The organism is Streptomyces sp. NPDC088254 (assembly GCF_044740925.1).
In the GTDB taxonomy this organism is placed as follows: domain Bacteria; phylum Actinomycetota; class Actinomycetes; order Streptomycetales; family Streptomycetaceae; genus Streptomyces.
This window is the reverse complement of record NZ_JBIURQ010000013.1, coordinates 1-17553: the sequence shown is the minus strand read 5'-3', so window position 1 is coordinate 17553 and position 17553 is coordinate 1. Positions and strand designations below refer to the sequence as shown.

Genomic DNA, 17553 nt, shown 5'->3' with positions numbered 1-17553 from the left:
CGCTGTTCAGTTGCCCCGGGTCGGAGCCGCTTATCAATACCGCCCCACCAATGCGTAGGTCTGCGTGGCGATCTCCAACTCCTCGTCCGTCGGCACCACGGCCACCTTCACCCGCGCGTCCCCGGGCGAGATCAGCCGCGGCTCGTCCCCGCGTACGGCGTTCAGCGCGTCGTCCACCGCCAGGCCCAGGGTCTCCAGGCCCGCGACGGCCGCCGCGCGCACCGACGCCGCGTTCTCCCCGACGCCGGCGGTGAACGCCACCGCGTCCACCCGGCCGAGAACGGCGTAATAGGCGCCGATGTACTTCTTCAGCCGGTGAATGTAGATGTCGAAGGCGAGCTTCGCCTGTTCGTCGCCCTCGTCGATCCGACGGGTGATCTCCCGCATGTCGTTGTCGCCGCACAGACCGATCAGTCCGCTCTTCTTGTTGAGAAGAGCGTCGATTTCGTCGATGGACAGCTTGCCGACACGGGTCAGATGGAAGATGACGGCCGGATCGGCGTCCCCCGACCGCGTACCCATCACGAGCCCCTCCAACGGCGTGAGCCCCATCGAGGTGTCCACGCACCTGCCCCCGCGCACGGCCGACGCGGACGCCCCGTTGCCGAGGTGCAGCACGATGACGTTCACCTCCTCGGGCGCCTTGCCCAGCAGTTCGGCCGTGGCCCGGGAGACGTACGCGTGCGAGGTGCCGTGGAACCCGTAGCGCCGGATGCGGTGTTCGTCGGCCGTCTTCACGTCGATCGCGTACCGGGCCGCGGACTCCGGCATCGTGGTGTGGAACGCAGTGTCGAAGACGGCGACCTGCGGCAGGTCGGGCCTGAGCGCCTGCGCCGTGCGGATGCCGGTGAGATTGGCCGGGTTGTGCAGCGGGGCCACCGGGATCAGCCGCTCGATCTCGGCGAGCACCGCCTCGTCGATGACCGTCGGCTGGGTGAAGTGCTTGCCGCCGTGCACCACCCGGTGCCCGATGGCGGCCAGTTCGGGCGAGTCCAGGCCGAGCCCGTCCTGGGCCAGCTCCTCCGCGACGGCCTTCAGCGCGGCGTCGTGGTCGGCGATGGCGCCGGTCCGCTCCCGCGACTCGCCGCCGTCCGCCAGGGGGGTGTGCTTGAGCCGCGAGGTCTGTTCGCCGATGCGCTCGACGAGCCCCATGGCCAGCCGGCTGCCGTCGCTCATGTCGAGCAACTGGTACTTCACCGACGAGGAGCCGGAGTTGAGGACGAGGACACGAGAAGCAGGGGCCGAGCGCAGCTCGTCCGGCAGGGCGGTGGTGGGAGACGGGTGGGAGCTCACTGCTGGGAAGCCTTCTCGCTGGGGTTCTGGGCCTGGATCGCCGTGATGGCGACCGTGTTGACGATGTCCTGGACGAGGGCGCCCCGGGACAGGTCGTTGACCGGCTTGCGCAGACCCTGGAGCACCGGTCCGACGGCGATCGCGCCGGCCGAACGCTGCACGGCCTTGTAGGTGTTGTTGCCGGTGTTCAGGTCGGGGAAGATCAACACGCTGGCCTGGCCCGCGACTTCGGAGCCCGGCAGCTTGGTCGCCGCGACCGACGGCTCCACGGCGGCGTCGTACTGGATCGGCCCCTCGATCATCAGGTCGGGCCGGCGCGAGCGCACCAGCTCCGTCGCCTCGCGCACCTTGTCCACGTCCGCGCCCGAACCGGACGTGCCGGTCGAGTACGACAGCATCGCGATCCGCGGCTCCACGCCGAACTGCGCGGCCGTCGCGGCCGACTGGATGGCGATGTCCGCCAACTGCTCGGCGTTGGGGTCGGGGTTGACCGCGCAGTCGCCGTAGACGAGGACCTTGTCGGCCAGGCACATGAAGAAGACCGAGGAGACGATGTCGGCGTCCGGCTTGGTCTTGATGATCTCGAAGGCCGGCCGGATCGTCGCTGCCGTCGAGTGCACCGACCCGGACACCATGCCGTCGGCGAGCCCCTCCTGCACCATCAGGGTGCCGAAGTAGTTCACGTCGGAGACGACGTCGTACGCCAGCTCCACCGTGACGCCCTTGTGGGCGCGCAGCCTCGCGTACTTCTCGGCGAACGCGTCGCGCAGTTCGCTGGTGGCGGGGTCGATCACCTGCGCGTCGGCGAGGTCGATGCCGAGGTCGGCGGCCTGCTTGCGGATCCGGTCGGCCGGGCCCAGCAGCGTCAGGTCGCACACGCCGCGGCGCAGCAGCACCTCCGCCGCGTGCAGCACCCGCTCCTCGGTGCCCTCGGGCAGGACGACCCGGCGCCGGTCGGTGCGGGCCGTCTCCAGAAGCTGGTGCTCGAACATCATCGGCGTGAGACGGTCGCTGCTCGGCGCGGAGACCCGCTTGAGCAGGTCGGCGGTGTCGACGTGCCGCTCGAACAGGCCGAGCGCGGTCTCCGCCTTGCGCGGTGTGGCCGCGTTCAGCTTGCCCTCCAGGGAGAACAGCTGCTCCGCCGTGGGGAAGCTGTTGCCGGCCACCGACAGCACGGGCGTGCCGGGCGCGAGCCGGGCGGCCAGTGTGAGGATCTCGTCGCTGGGCACCTCGCCCAGGGTGAGCAGCACGCCGGCGATGGGCGGGGTGCCGGCGCTGTGCGCGGCGAGCGAGCCGACGACCAGGTCGGCGCGGTCGCCCGGGGTGACGACCAGGGTGCCCGGGGTCAGGGCGTTGAGGAAGTTCGGCAGCATCGCGCCGCCGAAGACGAAGCCGAGGGCGTCGCGCGCGAGCCCCGAGTCGTCCCCGAGGAGCACCTTCGCCCCGAGGGCGTGGCTGATCTGGGCGACGGTCGGCGCGGACAGCGCGGGCTCGTCGGGGAGCACGTAACAGGGCACCGGCAGCCGGGAGGCGAGCTGCTCGGCTATCGCCTCCCGGTCCTCGCGGGCCACCCGGTTGGTCACCATGGCGAGGACGTCGCAGCCCAGACCGTCGTAGGCGCGGTAGGCGTTGCGGGTCTCGGCGAGCACGGACTCCGCGGTCTGGCCCCGGCCGCCCACCACGGGGATGACGGAGGCGCCGAACTCGTTGGCCAGCCGGGCGTTGAGGGACAGCTCGTCCGGGAACTGGGTGTCGGCGTAGTCGGTGCCGAGGACGAGGACGACGTCGTAGTCGCGGGCGACGCGGTGGAACCGGTCGACGAGGGTGGACACCAGCTCGTCCGCGCCCTGCTCGGCCTGGAGGGCGGACGCCTCGTGGTAGTCCATGCCGTAGACGGTCGCCGGGTCCTGCGCCAGCCGGTAGCGGGCGCGCAGCAAATCGAAGAGGCGGTCGGGCCCGTCGTGGACGAGGGGGCGGAAGACGCCGACCCGGTCGACCTGACGGGTCAGGAGCTCCATGACCCCAAGCTCCACGACCTGGCGGCCGTCGCCGCGGTCGATCCCGGTCACGTACACGCTGCGCGTCACGCGTGCTCTCCACTTCTTGCGTCGGGTGCTTGTCGTCGAGGGCCGCCGTCCGGGCAGAAAAATGGCCCACCGGGATGAGCGGAACCCTCTTGACAGTACCCCTGCGTCTGGATAAGGCGCCCGTCAAGAGACAGTGCCCTCGACGGCGTGAAAGAATCGGAGCGGCTCACCGGTATCGACAGCGAGCAGGAGACACAGCACGATGCGCATCGGAGTTCTCACCGCAGGCGGCGACTGTCCCGGGCTGAACGCAGTGATCCGGTCGGTCGTGCACCGAGCGGTCGACAACTACGGCGACGAGGTCATCGGCTTCGAGGACGGTTACGCGGGTCTGCTGGACCGCCGCTACCGGGTCCTCGACCTCAACGCGGTCAGCGGCATCCTGGCTCGCGGCGGCACCATCCTCGGCTCCTCCCGCCTGGAGCGGGACCGGCTGCGCGAGGCCTGTGAGAGCGCCGGCGACATGATCCACGACTTCGGCATCGACGCGCTGATCCCCATCGGCGGCGAGGGCACGCTGACGGCGGCGCGGATGCTGAGCGACGCGGGCCTGCCGGTGGTCGGCGTCCCCAAGACGATCGACAACGACATCTCCTCCACCGACCGCACCTTCGGCTTCGACACCGCGGTCGGCGTCGCCACCGAGGCGATGGACCGCCTCAAGACGACCGCCGAGTCCCACCAGCGGGTGATGGTCGTCGAGGTCATGGGCCGGCACGCGGGCTGGATCGCCCTGGAGTCCGGCATGGCGGCCGGCGCCCACGGCATCTGCCTGCCCGAGCGCGCCTTCGACCCGGCGGACCTGGTCACGATGGTGGAGGAGCGCTTCTCCCGCGGCAAGAAGTTCGCGGTGATCTGCGTCGCCGAGGGCGCGCACCCCGCCGACGACACCATGGACTACGGCAAGGGCGCGATCGACAAGTTCGGCCACGAGCGCTTCCAGGGCATCGGCACGGCACTGGCGTACGAGCTGGAGAAGCGGCTCGGCAAGGAGGCCCGCCCGGTCATCCTCGGCCACGTCCAGCGCGGCGGCGTCCCGACCGCGTACGACCGTGTCCTCGCCACCCGCTTCGGCTGGCACGCGGTGGAAGCCGCGCACCGCGGCGAGTTCGGCCGGATGACGGCCCTGCGCGGGACGGACGTGGTGATGGTCCCGCTCGCGGAGGCCGTCACCGAACTGAAGACGGTCCCCAAGGAGCGCATGGACGAGGCGGAGTCGGTCTTCTAGAACGGCAGGGCGGCACGGGGGCGGTTCGTCAGCCGAAGCGCCGCGAGGTCGCACGGCGCGCGTCACCGCCCGGCGGTCTGCCGCCGGTGCACCGGCGCCGCGTGCGTCACCGCCCTGCGGTCACCCGCCGGTACAGCCGGCCCCGCGTTTTCGCATCGGGTGCGTCACCGCCTCGCGGTCGACCACCCGGTGCGCTTGGCCACCCGTCGTCGCACCGCGTATGTCACCGCCCCGCGGCCACCCACCGGTACACCAGTTCCGGGCGGCCCACCTGGCCGTACAGCGGCTTTCGCTCGACTCTTCCCGCGTCCACCAGGTGCTCCAGGTACCGTCGGGCCGTGATGCGCGAGATGCCGACCGCCTCCGCGAGGCCGGCCGCCGTGAGCCCCTCGTCCGCCTCCCGCACCGTCACCGTCACCCGCTCCAGCGTCGGCCCGCTCAGCCCCTTCGGCAGAGCCGCGGGGCCGGGTGCGCGCAGCGCCGCCAGCGCCCGGTCCACCTCGTCCTGACCGCTCGCCTCGCCCGCCGCGCCGCGGAACTCGGCGTAGCGCACGAGCCGATCCCTCAGCGTCGCGAAAGTGAACGGCTTCAGGACGTACTGGACGACGCCCAGCGAGACCCCCTCCCGGACCACCGTCAGATCCCGCGCCGACGTCACCGCTATCACGTCCGCGTGATAGCCGGCCGCCCGCAGGGACCGGGCCAGCTGCAGACCGTGGCCGTCGGGAAGGTGAAGGTCCAGCAGCAGCAGGTCCACCGGCGTGCGGTCCAGCATGCGCCGCGCCTCCGCGCCCGTGTGCGCCTTTCCGACCGCGACGAAACCGGGCACCCGCCCCACGTACAGGACGTGCGCGTCGGCGGCGACCGGATCGTCCTCCACGACCAGCACCCGGATCGGGTGCGCGGCGGCGGGGCCCGTGGCGTCAGTCATCTCGCGCCTCCCGACGTCCGCGCCGCGCCCGCCGCCGACCGCAGCGGCAGCCGCACGGTGAACTCCGCGCCGACGTCACCGTTGGCACCGCCGTTGCCGGACGCCGCCATCGACAGCGTGCCCTCATGCCGGGTCACCGCCTGCCGCACCAGCGCCAGGCCGAGACCGCGGCCCCCCGGGCCCGCCGGCTTGGTGGAGAAACCGCGCTCGAAGACCTGGGAGGCGTGCGCCGGGTCCACCCCGTCGCCGGTGTCGGCGACCCGCAGCAGCAGGTCGTCGCCGTCCGTCGACGCCGTCACCGTCACCCGGGCCCGCGTGCTGCCCTGCGCCGCGTCCACGGCGTTGTCGATGAGGTTGCCCAGGATGGTCACCAGGTCGCGGGCGGGCAGGGACTCGGGGAGCAGACCGTCGTCCAGGCCGCTGTCCTCGGACACCACCAGCTCCACCCCCCGTTCGTTCGCCTGTGCCGTCTTGCCGAGCAGCAGCGCCGCCAGGACCGGCTCGCTCACCGCCGCCACCACCTGGTCGGTGAGCGCCTGGGCGAGCTCCAGCTCGGCGGTCGCGAAGTCGACGGCCTCCTCCGCCCGGCCCAGCTCGATCAGCGACACCACCGTGTGCAGCCGGTTCGCCGCCTCGTGCGCCTGCGAGCGCAGCGCCTGGGTGAAGCCGCGCTCGGAGTCCAGCTCACCCATCAGCGACTGGAGCTCCGTGACGTCCCGCAGGGTCACCACCGTGCCCCGGCGTTCACCGCCGGACACCGGCGAGGTGTTCACCACCAGCACCCGGTCCGCCGTCAGATGCACCTCGTCGACCCGCGGCTCGGAGGCCAGCAGCGCGCCCGTCAGCGGGGCCGGCAGGCCGAGGTCGGCCACCGAGGCGCCGACCACCTCCTCGCCCACGCCGAGCAGCTCCCGCCCGCCGTCGTTGATCAGTGCCACCCGGAACCGGCCGTCCAGCATCAGCAGCCCTTCGCGCACGGCGTGCAGCGCCGCCTGGTGGTAGTCGTGCATCCGGCTGAGCTCGGTGGCGTTCATGCCGTGGGTGTGGCGGCGCAGCCGGGCGTTGACCACGTACGTGCCCACCGCGCCGAGCGCGAGAGCGCCCGCCGCCACCGCGAACAGGGCCTTCACCTGGTCCGAGACCCGCGCGCTGATCGCCTCGACCCTGATGCCGGCGCTGACCAGGCCGACGACCCGCCCGTCGTCCTCGATCGGCGTCACCGCGCGCACGGACGCGCCGAGGGTTCCCGTGTACGTCTCCGTGAACGACTCGCCCTTCAGGGCGCGGGCGGTGTTGCCGAGGAAGTGCCGGCCTATCTGGCCGGCGTCGGGGTGCGTCCAGCGGATGCCCTCGGGATTCATGATCGTCACGAAGTCGACCTCCGTGTCCCGCATCACCCGCAGCGCGTACGGCTGGAGGGAGGCCGTCGGGTCCGGCGTGCCGATCGCCTCCCGCACGGAGGGGGAGTCGGCCACCGACCGGGCCACGGCGGTGGCCTGCCGGCCCGCCGCCTCCTCGGCCTGCGAGCGGTCGCTCACGTAGGTGAACATCGCGTATCCCGCCACGACGACCGCGATCAGCACCGCCTGCATGGCGAACAGCTGTCCGGCCAGGCTGCGAGGTGCGGGAACGGGTAGACGCATGTCGTCAGTGTGCCCCCGGCGTGCATTGTGAACTAAATGAACGGAAGGGTGACCGCCCTCACACGCCGGGAGATAGTCCCTGCATTCCCCTTAACTTCCCGGACGTGAGCCGCACGCCGGTGATGCCGACGAAGACGTCAAGGAGGGCAGCCGTGGCCGCCAGCAGCACCACGAATACGGCACCTGCCGCACCCGCCAAGCGGGACCGCACCCACTACCTGTACATCGCGGTGATCGTCGCGGTCGCCCTCGGCATCGCCGTGGGTCTGATCGCGCCCGACTTCGCGGTGGAGCTGAAGCCCATCGGCACCGGTTTCGTGAGCCTGATCAAGATGATGATCTCGCCGATCATCTTCTGCACGATCGTTCTCGGCATCGGCTCGGTCCGCAAGGCCGCCAAGGTCGGCGCGGTCGGAGGCATCGCCCTCGGCTACTTCCTGGTGATGTCGCTGGTCGCCCTCGGCATCGGCCTGGTCGTCGGCAACATCCTGGAGCCGGGCACCGGCCTCGCGGTCACCGACGCGATCAAGGAGACCGGGCAGGCGCAGGTGTCGGCCGAGGCCAAGGACACCACCGAGTTCCTCCTGGGCATCATCCCGACCACGATGGTCTCCGCCTTCACCGGCGGCGAGGTGCTGCAGACCCTGCTGATCGCGCTGCTCGCCGGTTTCGCCCTGCAGGCGATGGGCTCCGCGGGCCAGCCGATCCTGCGCGGTGTCGAGCACCTCCAGCGGCTCGTCTTCCGCATCCTGGCCATGGTGATGTGGGCCGCCCCGATCGGCGCGTTCGGCGCGATCGCCGCGGTCACCGGTTCCGCCGGCGTGGACGCGCTGAAGAGCCTGGCCGTGCTGATGCTCGGCTTCTACGTCACCTGTTTCCTGTTCGTCTTCGTCGTCCTCGGCGCGCTGCTGCGGATCGTCGCCGGCCTGAACATCTTCACGTTCCTGAAGTACCTGGGCCGTGAGCTCCTGCTGATCCTGTCGACCTCCTCCTCCGAGTCCGCGCTGCCGCGGCTCATCGCGAAGATGGAGCACCTGGGCGTCAGCAAGCCCGTCGTCGGCATCACCGTCCCGACCGGCTACTCCTTCAACCTCGACGGCACCATGATCTACATGACCATGGCCTCGCTGTTCATCGCGGACGCCATGGGCACGCCGATGTCGCTCGGCGAGCAGATCCCGCTGCTGCTCTTCCTGCTGGTCGCCTCCAAGGGCGCCGCGGGCGTCACCGGCGCCGGTCTCGCGACCCTCGCCGGCGGCCTCCAGTCGCACAAGCCGGCCCTGGTGGACGGCGTCGGCCTCATCGTCGGCATCGACCGCTTCATGAGCGAGGCCCGCGCCCTGACGAACTTCGCGGGCAACGCCGTCGCCACCGTCCTGATCGGCACCTGGACCAAGGAGATCGACAAGGCGCGCGTCGACGAGGTACTCGCGGGCCGGATCCCCTTCGACGAAACCACCCTGCTCGACGACGGCCACGGCGCCCCGGCGCCCGCCGAGGAGGCCGTCCGGCCCGAGCAGCGCGAGGGCGGCGAGAAGGAACTCGCCAAGGCCTGACGCCCCCCGCACCCCGGGTGTCCGGCCCCGCCTGAACCGGGGCCGGACACCCGGCCGAGCCCTGTGGTTCCGCCCCCAGAACGCCGGGCGGCTGAGACTCCCCCGTTGCTCAGCCGCCCGGCACTCTCATGCGTCCGTGGGCGCCGAGTCGGTGAGCAGGGGGGTCTCCTTGGGGTTCGGGCCGTACTTGTTCTGGCCCGGGACGCCGTCCTCGGCCGTGAAGATCAGCAGGGTGATGAGGCCGACGCAGGGCAGCACCCCGATGAGGGCCCACCAGCCGGTGCGGCCCGTGTCGTGCAGCCGGCGCACCGTGACGCCCAGGGAGGGCAGCGCGATCGCCAGGGTGAAGGCGGTCGTGGGCGCCTCGTTGCCGGCCCAGTCGTCCGCGAACATCAGCGCGAGGTAGATGATCGTGCTGACCAGAGTGAACATCCAGTACTCGGCGCGGCGGGCGCGCCCGCTGAAGACCCAGTACTTCCTGAGCACGACGATGAACCAGCGCACTGCGTGTCCCCCGGGGATAGATGTCGGCGCCTGAAAGACGATCAGGGCCGGGCAGAACCTATGCGGGAGGACGTGTACGCGTCAAAGTGGTTCAGGCTGGCCCGTCTTCTCCGGAGCGCGGCCGGCCGCCCGCGTCGCCTTCGTCACCAGCGCCGTGGCCAGCGTGGCCGGGACGCCCGCCGCCGTCAGGACGGTGACCGCGGCCGAGCGGCCCGCCTCCCGCGGGCTCACCAGACCGTCGTTCACGGCCTCCATCAGGCCGAAGAGGATCTGCTCGTGGACGTACGCCAGGGCCGGCGCCGGCAGCGGTGAGACGAACGTCCCCTCCTCCAGACCGCGCCGCAGCAGCCGTACGCTGTTCTCCCGGACGGGCGTCAGCCGCTCCCGGATGCCCTGCACCGTGACCGTGCGCTGGGCCAGCGCGACCAGCAGCCGGTAGCGGTCGGCGACCTCCCACACCGCGAGCACGGACCGGGCCAGCGCCTCCGCCGGCTCCTCGATCCCCTCCCGGCCCGCCGCGTGCGCCGCCGCCAGCGACTGGACGGCGTCCTCCACCAGCGTCCCGATCAGCGCCTCCCGGCCGGCGAAGTGCCCGTACACCGTGCGGCGTACGACCCCGGCGGCCCGCGCGATCTGGTCCATGGACGCGTCGGGGTCGCGCAGCAGCTCGGTGAGGGCGACGTCGAGGATGCGGCGGCGATTGGCCTCGGCGCGACCGGTGTTGCCCGTGGTCATGGCTGCCATTGTGCCCGTCGGCACGAGCCGCTCTTGCCTTGACGCCGGCGTCAAGCCGTACGTTCGTCGTCATGCGAATCGGCGAGTTGGCCGCACGGGCCGGGACCACCACGCGGGCGCTGCGGTACTACGAGGCGCGGGGGCTGCTGCCCGCGCGCCGCGACGAGCTGGGGCACCGCGCGTACGACGAGCGTGATCTGCGGCTGCTGCGGCAGATCAGGACGTTGCGGGACTTCGGCTTCGACCTGGAGGAGACCCGGCCCTTCGTGGAGTGTCTGCGCGCCGGGCACCCGGAGGGCGACTCCTGCCCGGCGTCCCTCGCGGTCTACCGGCGCAAGCTGGACGAGCTGGACGCGCTCATCGGGGAGCTGCGGGCGGTGCGGGAGAAGGTCGCCGGTCAGCTGGAGCGGGCCGAGCAGGCCCGCGACGAACTGGCCGCCGAGTCGCTGGTTCCGGGGGGCCCGGAACCCGGGTGCGAGCTGGGAGGACGGGAACTGTGAGCAAGGCCGCAGGAGTGAGCGAGGTGTCGGACGGCGACTTCTCGGCGGAAGTGCTGGCGGCACAGCTGCCGGTGCTGGTGGAGTTCACCGCCGACTGGTGTCCGCCGTGCCGGCAGATGGCGCCGGTGCTGAGCGCGCTGGCCGCGGAGGAGGGGGAGCGGCTGAAGGTGGTGCAGCTGAACGTCGACCACAACCCGGCGACCACCAACCACTACAAGGTGCTGTCGATGCCGACCTTCATGATCTTCCGTGACGGTGAGCCGGTGAAGGCGATGGTGGGGGCGCGGCCGAAGCGGCGGCTGCTGGAGGAGCTGTCCGACGTGCTCTGACCGGGCGCCTGCGTGAGGCTGTGCCGGCGCAAGAGAAATCCCCCGGGCAATTGCGTCCGGGGGATTTCTCTGCGTATATTGAATGGTTCGCGACTTTGCCCCCGTCTTCATTGTGAGTCTTCAATGTGAAGATTAACGGGAGGTCGCAGTGAGTTCAGTAGGCACAGTATATCCGGGCGGGAGCGGAATTGTCAAACAACGGATTTACCGACAGTGAATTGCGCCGTGAACAGGAATACATCGACGGCCTGTACGCCCGTGTCGACGCCCTGCGCGGCGACACCGAGGCGTCCGTCGCCGACGCCCTCGCCCAGGGCGACAAGCCCAGGCAGGCCCGGCTGGAGCGGGACATCCTCGTCGCCGAACGCTCCGGCCTGCTCGCCGCGCTGAACGCCGTGGACGGCTCCCTGTGCTTCGGCCGTATCGACCTCGTCTCCGGGGCCACCCACCACATCGGGCGGATCGGCCTGCGCCGCGACGACGCCGAACGCACCCCGGTCCTCATCGACTGGCGGGCCGGCGTCGCCCGCCCCTTCTACCTCGCCACCGGCCACACCCCCATGGGCCTGCGCCGCCGCCGGCACATCGGCACCGAGGGCCGCCGGGTCACCGCTCTGCACGACGAGTTCCTCGACGTCGAGGACGCCACCCGCACGGGCTACGAGGACCCGGCCGGCGACGACGTCCTGCTCGCCGCGCTGAACGCCGCCCGCACCGGCCGCATGGCCGACATCGTGCAGACCATCCAGGCCGAGCAGGACGAGATCATCCGCGCGCCGCACCGCGGGGTGCTGGTCGTCGAGGGCGGCCCGGGCACCGGCAAGACGGCCGTCGCCCTGCACCGCGCCGCCTACCTCCTCTACGAGCACCGCGAACTGCTCGCCAGGCGGGCCGTCCTCATCGTCGGCCCCAACCCCGCCTTCCTCGGCTACATCGGCGAGGTGCTGCCCTCGCTCGGCGAGACCGGCGTGCTGCTCGCGACCGTCGGCGAGCTGTACCCGGGCGTGCGGGCGACCGCCGCGGACACGCCCGAGGCGGCCGCGGTGAAGGGCCGCGCGCACATGGCCGACGTCCTCTCCGCCGTCGTACGCGACCGGCAGGCGCTGCCCGACCCGGTGATCGCCGTCGAGCACGACCGCGAGGTGCTGATGCTCGACGAGGGGCTCGTGCGGATCGCCCGCGAGCGGACCCGGGCGCTGAAGCTGCCGCACAACGCCGCCCGCGAGCACTTCGAGGGCCACATCCTCAACACCCTCACCGAGCTGTACGCCGAACGCGTCGGCACCGACCCCTACGACGGGTCCAGTCTCCTCGACCCCAGCGACATCACCCAGATCCGCGACGAGATCGCCGAGAACCCCGAAGTCTGGGCCGCCGTCGACCAGTTGTGGCCCGTGCTCAGCCCGCAGCGGCTGGTCGCCGACTTCCTCGCCGACCCCGAGGGGTATCTGGGCGACGAGGAGGCGGCGGCCGTCCGCCGCCCGGTCACCCGCGCCTGGACCGTCGCCGACGTACCGCTGCTCGACGAGGCCGCCGAACTCCTCGGCGAGGACGACCGGGCGGCCCGGGAGCGCGCCGCACGCGAACGGCGGACCCAGATCGCCTACGCCCAGGGAGTGCTCGACGTCTCCTACGCCTCCCGGACCTACGAGTTCGAGGACAAGGAGGACAGCGACCCGGACGGCTCCGAGGTGCTGTCCGCGCACGACATCATCGACGCCGAGCGCTTCGCCGAACGGCACGAGGAGGACGACCACCGCAGCGCCGCCGAGCGCGCGGCGGCCGACCGGACGTGGGCGTTCGGCCACATCATCGTCGACGAGGCGCAGGAGTTGTCGCCGATGGCGTGGCGGCTGCTGATGCGGCGCAGCCCCACGCGTTCCATGACCCTCGTCGGCGACCCGGCGCAGACCTCGGAGGCGGGGGGCGTGGGGTCCTGGGAGCGGATCCTCCGGCCGTACGTCGAGGACCGCTGGGAGCACACGCGGCTGGGCGTCAACTACCGTACGCCCGCGGAGATCATGGAGGCGGCGGCCGCCGTCGTCCGGGCCGAGCGGCCGGACTTCGTGCCGCCGAGCTCGGTGCGGTCCACCGGCGTGCGGCCGTGGGCACGGGCCGTCGACGATCTGCCCGGGGCGGTCGCCAAGGCGGTGGAGGAGCTCACCCCGGCGGAGGGGCGGCTCGCGGTGATCGCCCCCCGGGCGCTGCACCATGAGCTGGCCGCCCGGCTCGACGGCGTGACGGCGGGGGACGAGCCCGACCTCACGCGAGCGGTCGTCCTGCTCGACCCGCGACAGGCCAAGGGCCTGGAGTTCGACTCCGTCCTGGTGGTGGAGCCGGGCGACTTCGGCACGAGCGACCTGTACGTCGCCCTGACCCGGGCCACGCAGCGGCTCGGCGTGGTCCACGCGGGGGAGCTGCCGCAGGCTTTGGAGGAGGCGCTCGCGTGACGTGTGGGCGGGGGCGGTGAGGGGCGTTCCCCGCCCCCGCCGCCCCTACCCCGCCCCGGGGGCTGCCGCCCCCGGACCCCCGCTGTCGGCCCTGAACGGGCCTCGTCCTCAAGCTCCCCCGGAGGGGGCACCCCCAGACGGGCTGGAGCCCCCATGAGGTCAGGCCGGGCGGAGCCAGACCGTGGCCAGCGGGGGGAGGGTCAGGCGGATGCTCGCCGGGTGGGCGTGCCACGGCTGCGGCTCCGGCTTCACCGGGTGCGGGTGGGTGACACCGCTGCCCCCGTACCGCTCCGCGTCCGTGTTCAGCACCTCCAGCCACGCCGGCACGTCGTCCGGCACCCCCAGCCGGTAGTCGTGCCGCACGACGGGCGAGAAGTGGCACACAGCTAGCAGCGGCGCCCCGTCCGCGTCGTGGCGGAGGAACGCGAGGACGTTGTCGTCGGCCGCGTCGCCCACCACCCACTGGAAGCCGTCCGGGGCGACATCCCGCTCCCACAGCGCCGGCGTCGACCGGTACACGCCGTTCAGATCCCGCACCAGATCGCGCACCCCGCGGTGGTCGGGCTCCGCCCCGTACGCGGGGTCGAGCAGCCACCAGTCCGGCCCGTGCTCCTCGGACCACTCCGCGCCCTGAGCGAACTCCTGCCCCATGAAGAGGAGTTGCTTGCCCGGATGGGACCACATGAACGCCAGGTAGGCGCGCAGACCGGCCCGCTGCTGCCACCAGTCGCCCGGCATCTTCGACACCAGCGAGCCCTTGCCGTGCACGACCTCGTCGTGGGAGATGGGCAGGACGTAGTTCTCGCTGTAGGCGTACACCATGGAGAAGGTCATCTCCCCGTGGTGGTACCGCCGGTGGACCGGCTCCTTGCTCATGTACTGCAACGAGTCGTGCATCCACCCCATGTTCCACTTCAGCCCGAACCCGAGCCCGCCGAAACCGCTCGGCCCCCGGTGGTGCGTGGCGCGGGTGACGCCGTCCCAGGCCGTGGACTCCTCCGCGATCGTCACGACACCGGGCACCCGGCGGTACACGGTCGCGTTCATCTCCTGGAGGAAGGCCACCGCGTCCAGGTTCTCCCGGCCGCCGTGCTCGTTCGGCGTCCACTGGCCGGGCTCGCGCGAGTAGTCGAGGTAGAGCATCGAGGCGACGGCGTCCACCCGCAGCCCGTCGATGTGGAACTCCTCGCACCAGTAAGTGGCGTTGGCCACCAGGAAGTTGCGCACCTCGCGCCGTCCGAAGTCGAACTCCAGGGTCCCCCAGTCGGGGTGGGCGGCCCGCAACGGGTCCTCGTGCTCGTACAGCGGCCTCCCGTCGAACTCGGCCAGCGCCCACTCGTCGCGCGGGAAGTGCGCCGGCACCCAGTCCATCAGGACGCCGATCCCGGCCCGGTGCAGCGCGTCCACCAGGTACCTGAAGTCGTCCGGCGTGCCGAGACGGGCCGTCGGCGCGTAGAAGCCGGTGACCTGGTAGCCCCAGGACCCGCCGAAGGGGTGCTCGGCGACCGGCATCAGCTCGACATGGGTGAAGCCCAGATCCTTGACGTACGCGGGGAGCTGCTCGGCAAGTTGACGGTACGTCAGACCCGGTCGCCAGGAGGGCAGATGGATCTCGTACACCGAGAACGGGGACTCGTGCACCGGGCGTTCCGCCCGACGGGCGAGCCATTCCTCGTCGTCCCACTCGTAGTGCGAGGCGGTCACGACCGACGAGGTGGCCGGCGGGACTTCGGTGCGGCGGGCCATGGGGTCGGCGCGCAGGGTGCGCGAACCGTCGGGCCGGGTGATGTCGAACTTGTACAGCTCGCCCTCGCCGACGCCCGGCACGAACAGCTCCCACACCCCGGAGGAGCCGAGCGAGCGCATGGCGTGCCCGGCGCCGTCCCAGAAGTTGAAGGTGCCGGCCACCCGTACGCCGCGCGCGTTCGGCGCCCACACGGAGAACCGGGTGCCGGTCACGCCCTGGTGGGTCGTCGGGTGGGCGCCCAGCACCGTCCACAGTTGCTCGTGCCGGCCCTCGCCGATCAGGTGCAGGTCCAGATCGCCCAGCGTCGGCAGGAAGCGGTAGGCGTCCTCGGTCTCCACGACCGCGTCCTCGTAACGGACGAGGAGGCGGTAGGCCGGGACCTCGTGCAGGGGCAGCAGTCCGGAGAAGAAGCCGTCGCCGTCGTCGTGCAGGTCGGCGCGCAGCTCGCCGGAGACGACCGTGACGCCGCGCGCGTAGGGGCGGAAGGCCCGGAAGACGATCCCGCCGGGCACCGGATGCGCGCCGAGCACGCCGTGCGGGTCGTGGTGGGAGCCGTGCAGGAGGCGGTCGCGGTCGCCGGCGTCCAGGGCGGGGGAGAGGCCGACCTCCAGGGGCCCGGCGGGAGGCGCGGGCGGCGACGCCTTCACCTGCGCGGCCTTCTTCGCGACAGCCCTCGCGGCTTTCGCCGCCTTCACGGGCTTGGGAGCCTTCACCGCCTTGGCCACCGCCTTCGCCGGCGTCGCGGCCTTCACCGCCTTCACGGCCGCTTTCCCGCCCGCCGCCTTCTTCGCAGCGGTCTTCTTCACCGCGGCCTTCTTCGCGGTCGTCTTCTTCGCCGCCGCCTTCCCGGCCGCCCCTTCCTCGGCCGCGGCCGTCTTCTTCTTCGGGTTCTTCGGTTCGGAACCGTTGGACGGGGGGCTGGGAGTCACGGACAAAGCCTCCTCAGAGCTGGTCGGACGCTGCGAGCCTGCGTATCGCGGAGAGCGGGACGGGGAGCCAGTCCGGGCGGTGCCGGGCCTCGTAGACGACCTCGTAGACCGCCTTGTCCGTCTCGTAGGCCCGCAGCAGCACGGGATCGGTGCGGGGGTCGGCGCCCGACACCTCGGCGTACCCCGCGCAGTAGGCCGCCCGGCAGGCACGGGCCCAGCCCGGCGCCGGCGGGGTGGCCGAGTGCGCCGCGTAGTCGAAGGACCGCAGCATCCCCGCCACGTCCCGCACCGCCGGCTGCGGCATCCTGCGCTCGGCCAGCGGCCGGGCCGGCTCGCCCTCGAAGTCGATCAGCGACCACTGGCCGGAGGGAGCCCGCAGGCACTGCCCGAGGTGCAGGTCGCCGTGGACGCGCTGGGCGGTCCAGGTGTGGCCCTCTGCCGCGAGGTCGGCCAGCGCGGTGAAGGCGGTGCGCAGCGCGGGCGCGTAAGGGTGCAGTGCGGGCACCGCCTGCGTCGCCGCGTCGAGGCGCTCGACCATGCCGTGCACCAGCGGCTCCAGCTGGGCGTGCCCGAAAGTCACCGTGGGCAGCGCACGGGCCAGCGCCGTGTGCACCTCGGCGGTGGCCCGGCCCAGCGCCCGTGCCTCCGCGCCGAAGTCCTCGGTCTTGGCCAGCTCCCGCAGGGCCAGCTCCCAGCCGTCCGTCGCGCCCTGCACATAGGGCTGGAGCACGCCGAGGACGTACGGCTCGCCGCTCTCCCCGGGCCCCTCCACGAGGTCCTCGGCCTCGGCGCGCATCCACGCCGTCGGCGCGGGCACCCGGGGGCAGCCTTCCCGGGCCAGCGCCAGCGGCAGCTCCAGGTCGGGATTGACGCCGGGCACCACCCGGCGCAGCAGCTTGAGAATGAACGTATCTCCATAGACGACCGAGGAGTTCGACTGCTCGGAGGTCAGCCGGCGCGGCACGAGGCCGGGGCGTATCTCCTGGGACGGGTCCCGTTCGCAGCGCAGCACGCCGATCCGGGACCCGGTGCGCAGCGCCTCCAGGAGCAGCTCGGCGGGCCGTGTGTCGTACAGGGCGTCGTAGACGGTCCGGCCGGCGAGCGGGCCGTCCGGCACGTGTCCGATGAGCGCGGGCGCCAGCCGGGGCGGCAGCGCCTCGCGCACGCCTATCAGGAGCTGGTAGCAGTCGCCGGGACCGGCGCCCTGGTGGGCGCGCACCAGCAGGTGGTAGAGGCCCAGCGGGGAGTCCTCGGGCAGCAGCTCGGTGGCCGCGACCTGCGAGAACCCGGTGACCGGGCTTCCCTTCCCGGCGAACCAGCGCTGGCGTGGCAGCCAGTCGCGCAGCAGGGGCCCCAGGGACGCGAGGAGGCCGGAGCTCGTCTTGCCGGAAAGTGTGACAGTTTCCGCCATGGCGTCACGTTCCTTTCCCCGGGGGACGGGGTCTGGGGTGCTACTCATGCGTGCCCCGGCCGGGGCGGAGGAAACGCCCCGCCCCGGACAGGCCCGTCTAGACGGCCTCCCTGCGGAGCCGGAACCAGTAGAAGCCGTGGCCGGCGAGGGTGAGCAGGTAGGGCAGCTCGCCGACGGCGGGGAAGCGGACGCCGCCGAACAGCTCGACGG

At 72.1% G+C, this 17553-nt stretch carries 14 protein-coding genes; 5 read left to right on the top strand and 9 right to left on the bottom strand.

The features are described from left to right. Positions 1–33 precede the first annotated feature (33 nt). Positions 34–1293 (bottom strand): acetate kinase, encoded by a 1260-nt coding sequence (locus ACIOC0_RS32660; protein WP_402159357.1) that lies wholly within the window; start codon positions 1291–1293, stop codon positions 34–36. Further along, positions 1290–3380: a phosphate acetyltransferase gene (gene pta, locus ACIOC0_RS32655; RefSeq protein ID WP_402159356.1), complete on the bottom strand. Its 2091-nt coding sequence runs from the start codon at positions 3378–3380 to the stop codon at positions 1290–1292. Before pta ends, ACIOC0_RS32660 begins: the two co-directional genes overlap by 4 nt. Before the next feature lie 202 nt (positions 3381–3582). On the opposite strand from pta, the gene ACIOC0_RS32650 reads away from it, so the two are divergent. Next, positions 3583–4608: an ATP-dependent 6-phosphofructokinase gene (locus ACIOC0_RS32650; RefSeq protein WP_402159355.1), complete on the top strand. Its 1026-nt coding sequence runs from the start codon at positions 3583–3585 to the stop codon at positions 4606–4608. A 223-nt stretch (positions 4609–4831) separates the two neighbouring features. Here the strand turns inward: ACIOC0_RS32650 and ACIOC0_RS32645 are convergent, their stop codons facing one another. Together ACIOC0_RS32645 and ACIOC0_RS32640 are read right to left on the bottom strand one after the other, a co-directional pair. After that, the gene (locus ACIOC0_RS32645; protein WP_352253260.1) at positions 4832–5539 is read right to left on the bottom strand and encodes a response regulator; all 708 of its coding nucleotides are present in this window, start codon (positions 5537–5539) and stop codon (positions 4832–4834) included. Beyond that, entirely contained in the window at positions 5536–7182 is a 1647-nt protein-coding gene (locus ACIOC0_RS32640) for an ATP-binding protein (RefSeq protein WP_402159354.1), read from the bottom strand. The genes ACIOC0_RS32645 and ACIOC0_RS32640 overlap by 4 nt, the downstream gene beginning before the upstream one ends. A 122-nt stretch (positions 7183–7304) precedes the next feature. Here ACIOC0_RS32640 and ACIOC0_RS32635 point away from each other — a divergent pair, with 122 nt between their 5' ends. Beyond that, positions 7305–8738 (top strand): cation:dicarboxylate symporter family transporter, encoded by a 1434-nt coding sequence (locus tag ACIOC0_RS32635; protein ID WP_402159668.1) that lies wholly within the window; start codon positions 7305–7307, stop codon positions 8736–8738. Positions 8739–8864: 126 nt separating this feature from the next. On the opposite strand, the gene ACIOC0_RS32630 is transcribed toward ACIOC0_RS32635, so the two are convergent. Beyond that, positions 8865–9242, bottom strand: coding sequence for a DUF805 domain-containing protein (locus tag ACIOC0_RS32630; protein ID WP_402159353.1), 378 nt, complete (start codon positions 9240–9242; stop codon positions 8865–8867). Between the two features lie 81 nt (positions 9243–9323). Beyond that, positions 9324–9986, bottom strand: a complete 663-nt coding sequence (locus ACIOC0_RS32625; protein ID WP_402159665.1) for a TetR/AcrR family transcriptional regulator — start codon at positions 9984–9986, stop codon at positions 9324–9326. A 62-nt stretch (positions 9987–10048) separates the two neighbouring features. Here ACIOC0_RS32625 and ACIOC0_RS32620 point away from each other — a divergent pair, with 62 nt between their 5' ends. The 3 genes from ACIOC0_RS32620 (at position 10049) to ACIOC0_RS32610 (ending at position 13256) form a co-directional block, all read left to right on the top strand. After that, positions 10049–10477 (top strand): MerR family transcriptional regulator, encoded by a 429-nt coding sequence (locus ACIOC0_RS32620; protein WP_352253268.1) that lies wholly within the window; start codon positions 10049–10051, stop codon positions 10475–10477. Then, on the top strand, positions 10474–10806 hold the full coding sequence (locus ACIOC0_RS32615) for a thioredoxin family protein (RefSeq protein ID WP_402159352.1): 333 nt from the start codon (positions 10474–10476) through the stop codon (positions 10804–10806). Before ACIOC0_RS32620 ends, ACIOC0_RS32615 begins: the two co-directional genes overlap by 4 nt. Positions 10807–11024: 218 nt before the next feature. Continuing rightward, complete coding sequence (locus ACIOC0_RS32610; RefSeq protein ID WP_402159351.1) at positions 11025–13256, top strand: HelD family protein; 2232 nt, start codon at positions 11025–11027, stop codon at positions 13254–13256. 159 nt (positions 13257–13415) lie between these two features. Here ACIOC0_RS32610 and glgB read toward each other — a convergent pair whose 3' ends face one another. The 3 genes from glgB to ACIOC0_RS32595 form a co-directional block, all read right to left on the bottom strand. Next, entirely contained in the window at positions 13416–15932 is a 2517-nt protein-coding gene (glgB, locus tag ACIOC0_RS32605; protein ID WP_402159350.1) for a 1,4-alpha-glucan branching enzyme, read from the bottom strand. A 13-nt stretch (positions 15933–15945) separates the two neighbouring features. After that, entirely contained in the window at positions 15946–17343 is a 1398-nt protein-coding gene (locus ACIOC0_RS32600) for a maltokinase (RefSeq protein ID WP_402159349.1), read from the bottom strand. A 97-nt stretch (positions 17344–17440) separates the two neighbouring features. Next, a partial coding sequence (locus ACIOC0_RS32595) for an alpha-glucosidase C-terminal domain-containing protein (RefSeq protein ID WP_351099642.1) occupies positions 17441–17553 on the bottom strand: 113 nt, incomplete at its 5' end.